The following is a 14,009-nucleotide window of genomic DNA, read 5'->3' on the forward strand; positions in this document are numbered from 1 at the left end:
CTCAGCAGGCTTCGTACTCAGACCCCGGAGAGGACGAGACATGACCATCGCCGACAGAGCGACCGACCGTCGTCGCGAGTACACGTGGTCGGACCCGCGCGAGCTGGCCGCCGCCGCGACCGGCGTGGACGGCCTGACGTTCCTGCAGCAGCTCGCGGACGGCACGCTGACGCCGCCGCCGATCCTGCACACCATCGGCGGCCGGCTGGTCGCCGTCGCACCCGGCGAGGTGACGTTCTCACTCGAGCCGCAGGAGTACCACTACAACCCGATCGGCTCGGTGCACGGCGGCGTCTACGCCACGCTGCTCGACTCGGCGTGCGGCTGCGCCGTGCAGTCCACGCTGCCCGCGGGTGTGGCGTACACGAGCCTGGACCTGACCGTGAAGTTCGTCCGCGGGATCACCGTGGACACCGGCCCGGTCACGTGCACCGGCCGGGTCGTCCACGGTGGTCGGCGGACCGCCCTGGCCCGCGCCGAGATCCACGACGCGGGCGGGCGGCTGCTCGGCGAGGCGTCGTCGAGCTGCCTGATCCTGCGCTGAGGATCGGGAGGATCAGCCGGCGGCCTCGGCCCGCTTCGGGAGCACCCAGCCCGGACGGACGAAGTGGCACGTGTAGCCGTACGGGTAGTTCTGCAGGTAGTCCTGGTGCTCCGGCTCCGCCTCCCAGAACGCGCCGGCGGGCTCCACGTCCGTGGTGACCTTGCCGGGCCAGAGCCCGGACGCGTCGACGTCGGCGATCGTGTCCAGTGCGACGGCCCGCTGCTCGTCGGACGTGTAGAAGATCGCCGAGCGGTAGCTGCGGCCGATGTCGTTGCCCTGCCGGTCCTTCGTCGACGGGTCGTGGATCTGGAAGAAGAACTCCAGGATCTCCCGGAACGAGATCGTGTCCGGGTCGAACACGACCTCCACGGCCTCGGCGTGGTCGCCGTGGCGGCGGTAGGTGGCGTTCGGCGTGTTCTCGTCGCCGGAGTACCCGACGCGCGTGGACAGCACGCCCGGACGGTGCCGCAACAGCTCCTGCGCACCCCAGAAACAGCCGCCGGCGAGGATCGCGGTCTCGGTCATCGAGGGACCTCCTTCGTGGTCGGACTCGGTCGGATCAACACGTGACCGGTCGGCGATGTTCCGCCCGGCGTGTCGGCGATGCCCACTCCCCGTTCGTCGCCGACGGCTGACCCCGGCCTTCCGTATACGGTAGCGTCGTTCCTTCGCGCGACTCGGGGGACGACATGGGCGACGACGCAACACCGCCGGACGGCGGAGCGGCGGGACACGAGCTGCCGCCGGGCGGACCGCAGGCCACCGCCAGGGGCTGCCTCTGCTCGGTGCTGGCCAACGCGGCGTACCGGTCCGGAGCGGACGAGAACCCGTGCATCGACCCCCTGTGTCCGCTGCACGCCGAGGCGGCGGCGCAGAACTGACGCCGGCCGGTGCCGGTCAGCGGGCGCGCAGCAGGTGCCCGCGTACGACGCCGTCGGACATCAGCGCGCCGAGCCGCCCGCTCTGCTCCTCCGCCTCGGCGAACCGCGGATCGTCGCCGTGCCGGCGGGCGAGCAGGTCGTCGACGCGGTCGGCGCGCTCCCGCCACGACGGCGGCGCAGGCGGCAGGTCGTCCGGCGCCACCTCGTCGTCGACGACGAAGCCGTGGTCGGTCAGCAGCTCTCGTACCCGACCGAGTGTCGGGAAGCGGTTGCCGTCCGGGGCGCCCGCAGGGCGCGGCTCGTCGGCGGTGAACACGAGCAGTCCGAGCGGGCCGCCGGGTGCCAGCACCCGGCGCAGCTCCCTCACGAGCCGGGCCTTGTCGTTGTCGTCCAGCGTGCACAGCACGCCGAGGCACCAGCACGCGTCCAGCGACCCGGTGGCCAGCGGCACCCGCTCCCCGCCGCCGACGACGGCGTCCATCCCGAACATCCGCGCCGCGGCCCGGCAGGCACCGGGCATCGGGTCGACGACGACCGGTACGACGCCCGCCTGCTCGCGCGCATACGCGGCCGGGCCCCCGGTGCCGCCGCCGACGTCGCCGAGCCGCATGCCGGGCCGCAGGTCGCGGCACAGCCGGTCCAGCCCGGCCGGGCTCGCGCTTCCCCGGCAGGCGGCCGGGATCGCGTGGTCCGGACCGAGCTCGGCGACGGCGTCGGTGGTCCAGCGGGCGACCGTGTCGAACTCGATCTCCATCGGCGAGGTCTCTGGCATCCGTGGAGCTACCCGGCACGCGGCGGTCTACGCGGCCAGCAGCCCGCGGATCCTCCGCCCGACCTCCGCCTTGATCTCCGCGGCACGCTCCGACCCGCCGGACGTGCCCCGCCCGGACAGATTCACCCCGGCCACCCCCGGCACGGCCAGCAGTTCGGCGGCCTCGGCGACGGCCGCCTCGATCCCGGCCTCGACCGGGTCCGGCGCGGCGAGCACGGCCTCGACCCGCTCCGGGTCGAGCGCCAGCCCGGGGAACGCCTGCAACGTGCGCGCGCCCGGCTCGTCGGTGTAGACGGCGACGCCCGCCACCACCGGCAGGTCGGCGCCCGACGCCCGGGCCGCCGACGTGAACGCGGCGAGCCGGTCGGCGGAGCCGACGTGGTTCAGCACGGCCGCACCGGCGCCGGCCCGCCGCTTCTCGGCCAGGCGGGCCGCCCGCTCCTCCCGCGGCGGCGCGTCCGGCGACTCGGGCACGGCGACCGGCAGCCCGGCGGCGGCCGCGAGACCGGCCAGGCGGGGACCGTCGAGGTCGAACACCTGCGTCACGTCGGCGCGCACGCCCGGTGCGCGCGCGTCACCGGTCACGCAGAACACCGCGTCCACGCCCACGGCGGCGAGCCCGGCCAGGTCCTGCTCGAGCACGACCCGGTTGCGGTCGCGGCAGGACAGCGTCACCCACGGGTGCCCGCCCGCCTCCCCGATGAGCGCGGCGAGCAGCGTGGGCGGGAAGTCCGGCTGGTCGTGGTACTGGCCGACGAGCAGCGCGTCGCAGGACCCGGCGAGCATGGTCGTGCACCGGGCCAGCGACCCGGCGTCGTAGGGCGGGACGGTGAGATCGGCCAGCACGATCGGGCGCCCGCCGGAGCGCTCGAACGCTCCGGGCACCGGATGCGACGACGGCACCGGGCCACCCCACGCGACGGCCGGTCCGTCGACGAACGGACAGGTCACGGACCCCAGCTCGCAGGTCAGGTCGTCGCGCACTCCCCCGCACGGCCCGTAGACCATCCGCTTCGGACAGGACGACACCGCGGCGACGGTACCGACGCGTCAACTGTCGCGCAGGAAGCGCCGCGGGATCGCCGGACCGTCCGCGCCGTAGAGCGTGCGCGGCATCCGCGACGCGAACTCCACCAGCGTCCCGGCCAGCTGCCGGGTGCGGTGGACGATGCCCTCGTCGGAGATCTCCCCGCCGGCGAAGTGCCCGTCGTGCGCGTACACGGCGCCGGGCACCGGGTAGGCACGGAAGAAGCCGACGAGCGGCTTGAGCTCGTGCTCGATCGCCAGGAAGTGGTGGTCGGAGCCCCCGGTCGCGACGATCCCGACCGGCTTTCCCTCCAGCGCGTCGTTGGGCAGCACGTCGAACAGGTTCTTCAGCCGTCCGGTGTATCCGCCCCGGTACATCGGGGTGCCGACGACGAGCGCGTCCGCGGCGACCACCTCGTCGATCACCGCGCGGGTGTCGCCCTCGTAGTCCGCGGGGTCCCGCCCGTCGGAGAGGATCACGTCGCGGTCCCGCAGGTTGACCACCGAGGCGTCGACGTTCGGCTCCGACGACCGCGCGTGCCCGACCACCGCCTCGACGAGCAGCAGGGTCTTCGACGGCGTGGACGGGCTCCCGGAGATCCCCAACAGCTTCATCCGGCGGACCCTAACCGCTCGGCTCAGGGGATGATCCCCAGGCTGCGGCTGCGGACGACGGCCTCGTGGCGGCTGTGCGCCTCCAGCTTGCGCATCGCGCTGCGCAGGTAGGCCTTCACCGTCTCCGGCTTGATCGACAGCCGGGTCGCGGTCTCCGCGTTCGTGCAGCCGAGCGCGACCTGCGAGACGACGTCGACCTCGCGGACCGACAGCGCGGGCCGATCGGACGGCACCGCCCTCGGCACGCCCCGGACGGCGCCGGCGCTGCCGACGTCGGCGAGGCGCCGCGACACCGCGGCGACGCGGTCGGCCAGGCCGTCGTCGTCGATCAGCTGGGCGACGGCACGCAGCTCGGCGTGCAGCTCGCGCAGCTCCTCGAGATCCATCACGTCGCGCAGGTTGCCGGGGGACGCGGTCGCGACGCACTCGGCGTCGCGCAGGCGGCGGACCACCTCGTCCTGCACGGTGAGCTCGATGCTCAGCCGCCGCGCCCCGGACAGGATCGCGGCCTTGCCGCGGTCGCCGAAGCCGGCCTTCGTCCGGGTCGCGATGTAGATCAGGGCCACCGCGCGGTCCCGCACCATGATCGGGGCGGCGGCCACGGAGGCCAGACCCTCGCCGAGCACCCACTCGTCGTACTCGTGGGTGATCGTGTCGGCGGTCCGGTAGTCGTTCACCGCGACGGGCCTGCCCTCGGCGATCACCCGGCCGCCGATCCCCTCGCCCGCCCTGACCTCGAGGCGGTGCAGTTTGCGCGTGCGCGTGCCGCGGAACTCGCTGAGCACCGCGGTCGATCCGTTGTCGGTGAACGCACCGAACGAGACCGGGACGCCGGTGTCGCTCTGGACGGTGCGGACCGCGGCGCGCAGGGCGGCCGGGCGGTCGAACGCGCGCGGGCGTTCTGGTCGACTGCTCATCGGAACCACCTTTGGTTCTGCGAGCGCACTGGGTCGCTGTGTCGCTGTGAGTATGGCTGAGTGGTGGTGGTGCTGTCTCGCGCGTCGTTCCGGAGGGAGATGACGCGCCGGGCCCCCGGAGAGGAGGCGGGGCCCGGCGCGTCGCTGGTCGGGGGCCTGGCTCCCTAGTCCATCAGGCCGCCTACCAGCAGCTTCCCTACTGGAAGGGGCCGTTGGTCAGCAGACCTCCGACCGGTCCCTCGACGTAGCGGTAGTCCAGTGGCGGGAACTCGGTCTCGACACCGTTCGCACCGTCCGGGCGGTCGTCGCCGTTCAGGGCGTCCAGAAGCCCGTGGTTCGCCTCGCCCAGCGTCGCGCCGACGCCGCTGACCGCCTGGAGCGGGCTCTGGGTGCTCGGGTAGCCCTCGGCCGGGTTCTCCTCGTCCGCCTGCGCGGTGCCCACGGCCGCGAGCGGCAGCACCAGGCCGGCCAGCCCCAGCGAGGCGGTCATCAATCTCTTGCGTGCGTTCATCGTCGTGCGTCCTTCCGTAGCCGTACCGGGGTCACATGTTCTCCGCGCCGGCCTTCGCGGCCTCGCGGATCCGCTGGTACGTGCCGCACCGGCAGATGTTGCGGATCTCGGAGAAGGCGTCGTCGTCCAGCTCCCGGCCCTCGGCCTTGACCTGGTTGACCTTCGCCACCGCGGCCATGATCTGGCCGGGCTGGCAGTAGCCGCACTGCGCGACGTCGTGCTCGATCCATGCCTGCTGCATCGGGTGCAGGGTGTCGCCGTCGGCGAGGCCCTCGATCGTCGTGATCTCGTCCTCCGGCCCGATCGCGGAGACCGGGACGGAGCAGGGGTTGAAGGCCTTGCCGTTGTAGTGGCTGGTGCAGGCCTTGCAGACGTTGATCCCGCAGCCGTACTTGGGTCCGGTGACGCCGAGGACGTCGCGGATCACCCAGAGCAGGCGGACGTCGTCCTCGACGTCGACCGAGACCTGCTCCCCGTTGAGCGTGAACGTGTGGGTGGGCATGTCGGTTGTCTCCTACTCAGCCGTACGTGTACTCGAGGCCGTCGGTGGGCGACTCCGGGATCGGCGGCGACGTCGGGTACTCGGTGAAGCCCTCGGGGAACGGCTCCTCGTGCAGGAGCGGGGTGTACTCCGGCTCCTTCCCGGTCGCCTTGCGCCATGCGCACACGACGGCCGCCATCGTGGCGGGCACGCCGGCCTCGCCGGCACCGCCCGGATCCGGGAAGTCCGAGTCGTCCACGACGACGATGTTCATCTCGGGCGGGGTGTTCCACTGCCGGGTGTAGAAGAAGTTGTCCCAGCTGGCCTCGACGAAGTGCCCGTCCTTGAGGTGCAGCCCGCCGGTCAGGGCCCAGCCGATCCCGTCGTTGATGCCGCCCATCATCTGCGCCTCGTAGCCCAGCGGGTTGAGCAGCAGACCGGGGTCGACGACGAAGGTGACCTTGGTGACCCTCGGCCCCGTGCGACCGGAACGGACCTTCCGGTTCACCGTCTCCGGCCGGCAGTCGAGCTCGACCACGCAGGCCATGGCGGCCTTGTACTCCTGGTGGACGGCGATGCCCTGGGCCGTGCCGGGCTCCATCGACTTGCCCCAGTCGGCCTCCTCGGCCGCCCGGTCGAGCACCTTCTTCAGACGGGCGTTCTTGATGAACTCGGCCCGGAACTCGTAGGGGTCCTTACCCAGCTGGTCGGCGATCCGGTCCACCATGACCTCGCGGGCGGTGCAGGTGTCCGGGCCGTACACGTTGCGGGTCGAGCCGGTGTTGAAGCCGGACTCGACCTCGTTCATCACGGCGGTGTTGACGCCGAAGTTGTACGGCGTGGTCACCGAGATGTTCCAGAAGGCCTCGGAGATGCCCAGGTTCCCGCCCGGAGCCTTGATCGCCTGCGAGGTGATCATCTCGGCGAAGCCCTCGTCGACCTCCATGTTGGTGCCGGTGTAGCGGAGCTCGAAGCTCGCCACCGCGTCCTTGGTGACGACGGCCCGGATCCGGGTGGTGCACAGCGGCTTCACCCGGCCCTGCCGGCAGTCGTTGGCGCGGTCCCACATCAGCTTCACCGGGCGGCCGAACGCCTTGGCGGCCTCGGAGGCCTCCTGGACGTGGTCGTTGAACAGCCTGCGACCGAACGAGCCACCGCCGGGCACGACGTGGAACGTGACCGCGTTCATCGGGATCCCGAGCTTCTGGGCCACGATCTTCTGGCCGGCGATCGGGCTCTTGGCCGGGGCCCAGACCTCGGCCTTGCCGTCCTTGAAGTCGACGATCGCGCAGTTCGTCTCCAGCGCTGAGCCGTTGCGGGCGTGGTGGACGAAGGACTGCTCGAGCGTCGTGCCGACCACCGACGGCACGGCCAGCGGAAGCTCGGCGGCGCGCAGCTCGCTCACGACGTCGGCATCGGACTTGCCGGCCAACGTGCCGGGGGCCCAGTCGACCTGCAGCGCGTTCACGGCGTCGAACGCCTGGCCGGTCGTCCTGGCCCCGACGGCGATGCCGTTGCCGATCATCTCGACCGCCTCGACGCCGGGCATCCCGCGGACCTCGTCGATGTTCGCCGGGGTGCCGTTCGGGAAGCCATTCAGGTCGGGCGCCCTGCAGATCACCGTGTGCAGCGCGTCCGGGACCTGGATGTCCATCGTGAACTGCTTCTTGCCGGTCACCATGGCGCGCGCGTCGTCCTTGCCCCGCGACTTGCCGAGGATCGTGAAGTCGTTCTTCTCCTTCAGGACGACCTCGACCGCCTTGGTGACGGGGCTGGCGGCCTTCTCGGCCAGCTCGCCGAACGGCAGCGCCCGGCCCGCGGTGTCCACGACCGTGAGGCCCGCGGTCTGCAGCGTCCGCTTGTCCTGACCCAGCTGGGCCGCGGCGGCGTCGAGCAGCGCGCCCTTCGCGATCGCGGCAGCGACCCGGACCGGCGAGTAGATGGAGTAGGTCGCGCTGGAGCCGCCGGTGAGCTGGTTGAAGACCAGCTCGGGGCGGGCATCCGCGAGCGTGACGTTGACCTGCTCCGGCTCGATGCCCATCTCCTCGGCGATGATCATCGCGAAGGAGGTCATGATGCCCTGGCCGTTGTCCGAGCGCGGCAGCGCGAACGAGACCGTGCCGTCCCTCTCGACGACGACCTTGAGCAGGCCGTTGGTCGGGCGGCAGGCGTCGCGGTAGCTGTCCACGAACTCGTAGAGCTCCGCGGGCTGCGGCGGCGACGGGATCGCCGCGGCGGACGCGTTCGGGGCGCCGAAGGCACTCCCGGCGTCGAACAGGCTCTGTCGACCGATCTCGGCAGCGACGACCAGCGTCGGTGCGGCGATGATGTAGCCGAGGAACTTCCTGCGGCTGACGTCCTTGTGGTGGGGAGCTTCGTCCTCGGAGCGGGGGCGGGGACGAAGCAGTGGCGCGCGATGAGCGGGCATCGTTGTCCTCTCTGTACGACTCCGGTTCCGAACCCAGTTGGGGAGCTGGTTCGGACGTCCGGCCTGCTTGGAGCGGACAACGACGTTCCGGTGGGGGCAGACACGCTCCGGATGTGCAGGATTCGACCATCTGGGCCCTTTTCGACGCCTGCTTCACGCCGCACGGATCAACGATTACCGGGGTTTGATCACGCGCAGAAGGGGCACCCGGCGGAATCGGTCCGCAGATGCGGATTACCGGAGGAGCTCCCGCCCACCCACATGCGGGGGTGGCGCCTGAACGCCGGACTGTGGTGAGGCTATCCAAACGAAAGCTTGGGTGCCGATGGCGTCTGCCGCTCCTGGGTCAGATCGGCTCGCGACGGTGCGGCGTTACGCCCACCGGATCCGCCATCATGCGCCGGACAGCGCGAGACCCGGGGCCGGGCTACCTCGGCCATGCACTCGGCGTCGCCGACGTGCTCGGGGTCCTGTTCGGCGAGTCCGGCTACATCACCGGCGCGACGTACGGCGCGAACGGCGGCTCGCACATCCACCGAGCCGCCGCTCCCGCCCTACGTGCGGCTCTTGCGCTCCTCGGCGTAGCGGTCGGTGGCCGCCTGCAACGCGTCCGCCTGCTTGGAGTTGAGCTCGTCCCAGCGGGAGCGGGCGTAGCGCTCGGCCGCCAGCGTGCGGTCGGCCGAACGCTGGAACTTCGGCATGACCTGGTCGGCGAACAGCTCGTAGTGCCGCCGCACCGCGTCCGGACGCGCCCATTCGTGCGCCATCATCAGATAGGCACCGAAGCCGCCGTTGGACTGCTTGTACATCGTGTCGATCATCGCGACGGCGTCGTCCGGCGTACCGATCAGGCCGACCCCGGACTCGTTGACCCAGGCGATCCGCTCCTCGAGCGTGTCGCCGAGCGGGTGGAACTGCGGCGCCGCCGCCGTCTTCTGCAGGTAGTCGAACCAGTCCTCGATGCCGTACTCGACGTCGCGCAGGGCCTGTTCCCTCGTCTCCGCGATGTGCATCGGGCCGACCAGGCGCCAGCCGGAACGGTCGCACGGCTTGCCGTGGCGCGCGGCCTCCTCCTCGACGACGTCCCAGTGCAGGGCGAGCAGGTCCAGGTCCCCGACCAGCGTGGCGCCGACCGACAGGAGCGACAGGCCGTGCTTGCCCGCGATCCGCGGCCCGGACGGCGACGCGATGGCCGCGACGCCGATCTCGAAGCACGGGTCGGAGTACGGCATGAGCTGGCACCGGGCGTCGACGAGGTTGTACCGGGCCGTCTTGTGCGTGACCGGCTCGTCGGTGGTCAGCAGCTGCATGAGGACGTCGGTGTCCTCCTCGAGCGCGGGACGCTGCTCCGACGGGTCGATGCCGATCATCGCCGCATCGGTCGGGAGCGCGCCAGGGCCGAGGCCGAGCATGAACCGGCCACGGGTCAGGTGGTCGAGCAGCAGCGCACGGTCGGCCACCCACAGCGGGTTGTGGTACGGCAGCGAGAGCACCCCGGTGCCGAGCCTGATGTGCTCGGTCTTCGCGGCCACGTGTCCGATGAAGATCTCCGGCGACGCGATCAGCTCGGCACCGCACGAGTGGTGCTCGCCCAGCCACGCCTCGTCGTACCCGAGCCGGTCCAGGAGCTGGATCGTCTCGATGTCCCGCTGGAAGGCCGTCGTCGGGTTCTGCCCGACCTTCGCGTGGAACGGGGCCATGAAGATGCCGAAGCGCAGACGCGACATGGGATGCCTTCCGGGAGCGACGATGCTCGGACCGAGCCAGCGTCACCGGACCCGACGGCATGTGTCAAGGATCACATACGGCCCGAACTTCCCTTGTCCACCTGGGCGTTCGGCCGGATCGCCGAGCGCAAACCCGCACCTGCCGCAACGGGCGAGCGCGCGCCGTCGTCGGACTCCACGTCGTGCGCCCTGACGACCCGCATGATCAGCGCGGTCGCGGCCTCGGGAGCGGCGTCGGCGCGCGCAATCGTCAGGAACGCGCCGGACAGCGGCACGGAGCGGAACCACGTGTGCCCGCGCAGCCGGTGCTCGCCCCCGCCCCACCGGTGTGGCCACAGTGGACGCCCGCCGGAGGCCGGAGCCCGACTGCTTCTCGGTGGCCGCGATCGCGATCACCGCGCCGCGCCTGCCGTCCACCGGGATCGACATCGGGTCTGGCTCGGTCGACGGCACGGCGCGCTCCCACCGTCCGATCACCTCGCGGTCCACGCCGTCCCGCCACGCGATCGTCCCGACCTCGTGCACGGTGGCCCCGCGGCCCCCGGCACGAGGACGCGGTGATCGGCTTCCCGGCAGCGTCGACGGACAGACTTGTCCGCCGGGACTGCCGGGGACCCGATCACGCCGCGACCGGCCGTGCGCCCGCGCAGCAGATCGCGCCGCTCAGCTCGTTCCGGTCGGTCACGCAGTCCACGACGGACGACGTCGTCGGGCGGATCTCCGGGCAGCTCGCCCCGACCAGGGCGGCCGGGGCGATGGCGATCCGCACGTCGGTTGCCGGACCGCACGGCACGAACGGTCCCCGGGGCGACGCCGCCGGCCGGACCCGTCGGTGCCGTCCGTGTCGTGCCGTCCCCCAGTGCCGCAGACCGGCCTCGCGCATGAGCGGCACGACGGCCTCGCCGACGGAGCGTCACGGTCGCAGGGCGACCATCCCGTCGACCACGACCACGTCGTGCTCCGGCAGTCCGGACGGCGACGGGCCGCCCGCCACCGAGCCGTCGGTGATCCGGAAGCGGCTGCCGTGGCAGAGGCAGTTGACCGTCCCGGCCGCGATCGAGCGCACGACGCACTCGCGGTGCGGGCAGACGGCACCGAACGCGCGGAACTCACCCTCGGCGGGCTGCGTCACGACGACGCCCCTGTCCCGCAGGATCACACCACCGCCGACCGGCACGTCCGCGACGGCCACCATCGGCTCGGGTTCCACCGCGACAGGGTCCCGCCGCGGACCGCCCCGGGCAACGTCAGACGTCCGCGTCCTCGTGCAGGTCGAGGAGATCGTCCAGGTCCGCCGCGGTGTCCAGGTCGATCGGCCCCACGGACGGATCGTCGTCGACGACAGCGTCGGGCACTGCGGACATCGGGACCTCCGAGGGTCGACGTGTGTCCACGGTCCACCGCCGGTGCCCCGACGTCATCGGCAGAAGTGCGTAGTGCGATGCCTGCCCCGGCATGCTGAGCCGATGAACCACCCGGAGCCCGTGCGCGCCGTCGCACCCGGCGTGCCACCGCCGCTGCTGTCCCGGCAGAGCTGGCGGGACGTGACGTTCCTGCACTGGGCGGTGGAACCGTCGCGCGTCGCACCGCTGCTCCCGGCCGGTGTGCGCCCGGACGTCCACGACGGACGGACGTGGGTCGGGCTGGTGCCGTTCCGGATGGTCGGCGCCGGCTTCGGGCGCGGTCCGGCCGTGCCGTGGGCGGGCACGTTCTGCGAGACGAACGTGCGCCTGTACTCGGTGGACCGCGACGGGACGCGCGGCGTCGTGTTCCTCGGCCTCGACGCGGAACGCCTCGCCGTCGTGCTCGGTGCGCGTGCCGTGTTCGGGCTCCCCTACCGCTGGGCGCGGATGCGCATCGACACCGACGGCGGCGACCGCACGTACACCGCGTCGAGCCGGTGGCCGGGCACGCGTTTCCGCGGCCGGATCCGCATCCGCCCCCGCGACGGCGTGCTGGACGGCCCGCTCGACCGGTTCCTCACCGCGCGCTGGGGTCTGCACGTCGCCCACCTCGGGCGCACCTGGTACGTGCCGAACGAGCACGAGCCGTGGCCGCTGCGCGCGGCGACGGTCCTCGAACTCGACGGCGGCCCGCTCGCGTCGGTGGGCTTCGGTGACCTGACCGACCGCCCACCGGAGCACGTCGCGTTCGCCGACGGCGTCGACGTCCGGTTCGGCATGCCACGTCGGGTCTGACGCGCCGCGCGGCACGTCGACCCGGACGCGCGCCGCGCTGAAACAGCTCGTGCCGGGCCCGGCGCACGCTGATCCGGCTCGTGCCGGGCCCGGCGCGCTGACCCGGCCGACACGCACCGGCCGGGGGAACGCGCACGCCCAGACGCACGCGTTCCCCGGACCAGCGCGCGATCGCCGACCCAGCGCGCGTCCCCCGAACCCGGGCGCACTCCGCCGATCAGCGGGCGTCCCCCGAACCCGAGCGCGCTCCCCGGATCAGCGCGCGGGCCGCACCACGACGCTCGGCGGACCCGCCAGACGCTCACCGGCCGGGAGAACGCGCACGCCCCGACGCACGCGTCCCCCGAACCCGAGCGCGATCGCCGGATCAGCGCGCGTTCGACCGGGTCAGGCCGGCTCGACCGGACCGATCTGCGTGCCCCCGTCGACGCCGAGCGGACCGTTCGCGCCGGCGACGCCGGGGATCTCCCCGTCCGGGGCCTGCAGCGTGAAGGTCACCTCGTTCGCGCTCGCCGGGCCGGGGCTCGACGGCACCTGGATGTCGAACGCGACCGGTGCGCCCGGCCCGAACGCGACCGGCGTCGACTGGTCGCCGTACGACGTGGCGTCGACGGCGCGCGGCGAGCCGTTCAGGCTGAAGCCGACGCCGGTCGGCGAGCCCTGCAGCAGGCACGGTGACGTGCCGGGCGCCGCGGTGAGCACGACCCGGTAGTGGGCGTGCCCCGCACTCGACGGTGCGGGCGTGACCACGCCGGTCTGGTTGGCCGGTCGACAGGCCGACGGCGCCGGATCGGTGTCCGATGTGGCCGGAGCCGCGACGGCCGCCCCGGCCGTTCCGACGGCGCAGGCCGCCGCTACCGTCACGGCGGCGATCGTGCGTGCAGTGGTGCGGGCGAGTCGGGTGCGCATGGGCTGTACCTCTCTCGTTCCTCACGTCCGTCCCCCGAGCTCCCCAGCCGGAGGACGCTGACACCGGGAAAGACGCCTGCACCGCGGAACGGTTCGGCACGGGTGGGGTTGCTCTCTTCGGAGCAACCTGGACGACGCTCGCCCCTCCCCACCTGCTGCAATCTCCAAACATCGCATCCCGCGATGAGTTCTGCGGCCAGGTCGGGTCTCCCCTCCCAGCACCGGAATCCGACCTCTGTGAGGACGCCATGAGCACTCCGACCACCGCCGCGCTCCCGCCCGTCGTCGACGCCGCCGCCTGGCAGAAGGAGCTCGACGCACTGCGCGCCAGGGAGAAGGCCGCGACCCGGGAGCTGGACGCGATCGCCGCACAGCGCAGGCGACTGCCGATGGTCGAGATGCCGGACTACGTGCTCGAGGGTCGGAACGGCCCGGTCCGGCTCGTCGACGCGTTCGAGGGCGCGTCCCAGCTGATCGTCTACAGCCACATGTGGCACGACGGCGCCGAGTGGCAGTGCGGCGGCTGCACCGGTTTCACGTCGCAGTTCACGCGCACCGAGTTCCTGCAGAACTACGACGCCCGCTTCGTCGTCGTCACGCAGGGCCCGATCGACGAGGCGCTGGCCTACCGCCGTCGCGTCGGAAACACGATGACCTGGTACTCCACGGCGAACAGCGAGTTCGGCAGCGACGTCGGCGCCCCTCCCGGCGGCGGGTTCGCCGTCAACGTGTTCCTGCGTGACGGCGACACCGTGTACCGCACGTGGCACTCGAACGGCCGGGGCACCGAGCAGCTGAGCCACTCGTTCGCGCTGATCGACATCCTGCCGTACGGCCGGCAGGAGGTCTGGCAGGACTCGCCGGAGGGGTGGCCGCAGAGCCCGACGTACAGCCGGTGGTCCGGTCCGGAGGAGATCGCCGCCGCCTACGGCGAGGGGTGAGCGCCGGCACCCGGTGACCGCGGCCAACAGTCGGGCGGGAGCTTCTCTCGTGGTCCGTG

General features: G+C 72.4%; 16 protein-coding genes and 1 pseudogene. 4 read left to right on the forward strand and 13 right to left on the reverse strand.

Translation table 11 applies throughout. From position 1 onward, the window contains the following. Window positions 1-40 precede the first annotated feature (40 nt). Window positions 41-544 (forward strand): PaaI family thioesterase, encoded by a 504-nt coding sequence (locus tag EV378_RS04840; protein WP_132421505.1) that lies wholly within the window; start codon window positions 41-43, stop codon window positions 542-544. A 12-nt stretch (window positions 545-556) separates the two neighbouring features. On the opposite strand, the gene msrA is transcribed toward EV378_RS04840, so the two are convergent. Further along, entirely contained in the window at window positions 557-1,069 is a 513-nt protein-coding gene (gene msrA, locus EV378_RS04845; protein ID WP_132421506.1) for a peptide-methionine (S)-S-oxide reductase MsrA, read from the reverse strand. A 164-nt stretch (window positions 1,070-1,233) separates the two neighbouring features. Between msrA and EV378_RS04850 the strand changes: the two genes are divergently transcribed. Further along, complete coding sequence (locus EV378_RS04850) at window positions 1,234-1,425, forward strand: hypothetical protein (protein WP_132421507.1); 192 nt, start codon at window positions 1,234-1,236, stop codon at window positions 1,423-1,425. A gap of 16 nt (window positions 1,426-1,441) precedes the next feature. Here EV378_RS04850 and EV378_RS04855 read toward each other — a convergent pair whose 3' ends face one another. The 11 genes and pseudogenes from EV378_RS04855 to EV378_RS04900 form a co-directional block, all read right to left on the reverse strand. After that, entirely contained in the window at window positions 1,442-2,197 is a 756-nt protein-coding gene (locus EV378_RS04855) for a class I SAM-dependent methyltransferase (protein ID WP_207908578.1), read from the reverse strand. Window positions 2,198-2,224: 27 nt separating this feature from the next. Then, window positions 2,225-3,232: pseudogene (locus EV378_RS04860) on the reverse strand (methylenetetrahydrofolate reductase); the annotation flags it as partial. A 15-nt stretch (window positions 3,233-3,247) separates the two neighbouring features. Beyond that, window positions 3,248-3,838 (reverse strand): NADPH-dependent FMN reductase, encoded by a 591-nt coding sequence (locus EV378_RS04865; protein ID WP_132421508.1) that lies wholly within the window; start codon window positions 3,836-3,838, stop codon window positions 3,248-3,250. 23 nt (window positions 3,839-3,861) lie between these two features. Continuing rightward, window positions 3,862-4,755 carry a LuxR C-terminal-related transcriptional regulator gene (locus tag EV378_RS04870; protein ID WP_132421509.1) on the reverse strand — a complete coding sequence of 298 codons (894 nt, stop codon included), beginning with the start codon at window positions 4,753-4,755 and terminating at the stop codon, window positions 3,862-3,864. 196 nt (window positions 4,756-4,951) lie between these two features. Further along, window positions 4,952-5,266 carry a hypothetical protein gene (locus EV378_RS04875; protein WP_132421510.1) on the reverse strand — a complete coding sequence of 105 codons (315 nt, stop codon included), beginning with the start codon at window positions 5,264-5,266 and terminating at the stop codon, window positions 4,952-4,954. A 31-nt stretch (window positions 5,267-5,297) separates the two neighbouring features. Continuing rightward, window positions 5,298-5,768 carry a (2Fe-2S)-binding protein gene (locus tag EV378_RS04880; protein WP_132421511.1) on the reverse strand — a complete coding sequence of 157 codons (471 nt, stop codon included), beginning with the start codon at window positions 5,766-5,768 and terminating at the stop codon, window positions 5,298-5,300. Between the two features lie 16 nt (window positions 5,769-5,784). After that, complete coding sequence (locus EV378_RS04885; protein WP_132421512.1) at window positions 5,785-8,175, reverse strand: xanthine dehydrogenase family protein molybdopterin-binding subunit; 2,391 nt, start codon at window positions 8,173-8,175, stop codon at window positions 5,785-5,787. Window positions 8,176-8,729: 554 nt separating this feature from the next. After that, the gene (locus EV378_RS04890; protein ID WP_132421513.1) at window positions 8,730-9,902 is read right to left on the reverse strand and encodes an LLM class flavin-dependent oxidoreductase; all 1,173 of its coding nucleotides are present in this window, start codon (window positions 9,900-9,902) and stop codon (window positions 8,730-8,732) included. Between the two features lie 71 nt (window positions 9,903-9,973). Further along, on the reverse strand, window positions 9,974-10,177 hold the full coding sequence (locus EV378_RS04895; RefSeq protein ID WP_132421514.1) for a hypothetical protein: 204 nt from the start codon (window positions 10,175-10,177) through the stop codon (window positions 9,974-9,976). Between the two features lie 344 nt (window positions 10,178-10,521). Then, entirely contained in the window at window positions 10,522-10,671 is a 150-nt protein-coding gene (locus tag EV378_RS35210) for a hypothetical protein (protein WP_165922143.1), read from the reverse strand. A 144-nt stretch (window positions 10,672-10,815) separates the two neighbouring features. Then, a complete protein-coding gene (locus EV378_RS04900; protein ID WP_243653289.1) occupies window positions 10,816-11,112 on the reverse strand; it encodes a Rieske (2Fe-2S) protein in 297 nt (98 codons plus the stop codon). 256 nt (window positions 11,113-11,368) lie between these two features. Here EV378_RS04900 and EV378_RS04905 point away from each other — a divergent pair, with 256 nt between their 5' ends. Next, entirely contained in the window at window positions 11,369-12,100 is a 732-nt protein-coding gene (locus EV378_RS04905; protein ID WP_132421515.1) for a YqjF family protein, read from the forward strand. A 387-nt stretch (window positions 12,101-12,487) separates the two neighbouring features. Here the strand turns inward: EV378_RS04905 and EV378_RS04910 are convergent, their stop codons facing one another. Beyond that, window positions 12,488-13,009 (reverse strand): hypothetical protein, encoded by a 522-nt coding sequence (locus tag EV378_RS04910; protein WP_132421516.1) that lies wholly within the window; start codon window positions 13,007-13,009, stop codon window positions 12,488-12,490. Window positions 13,010-13,257: 248 nt separating this feature from the next. Between EV378_RS04910 and EV378_RS04915 the strand changes: the two genes are divergently transcribed. Next, complete coding sequence (locus tag EV378_RS04915) at window positions 13,258-13,950, forward strand: DUF899 domain-containing protein (protein WP_132421517.1); 693 nt, start codon at window positions 13,258-13,260, stop codon at window positions 13,948-13,950. Window positions 13,951-14,009 lie beyond the last annotated feature (59 nt).

Source organism: Pseudonocardia endophytica (genome assembly GCF_004339565.1).
Taxonomy (GTDB): Bacteria; Actinomycetota; Actinomycetes; order Mycobacteriales; family Pseudonocardiaceae; genus Pseudonocardia; species Pseudonocardia endophytica.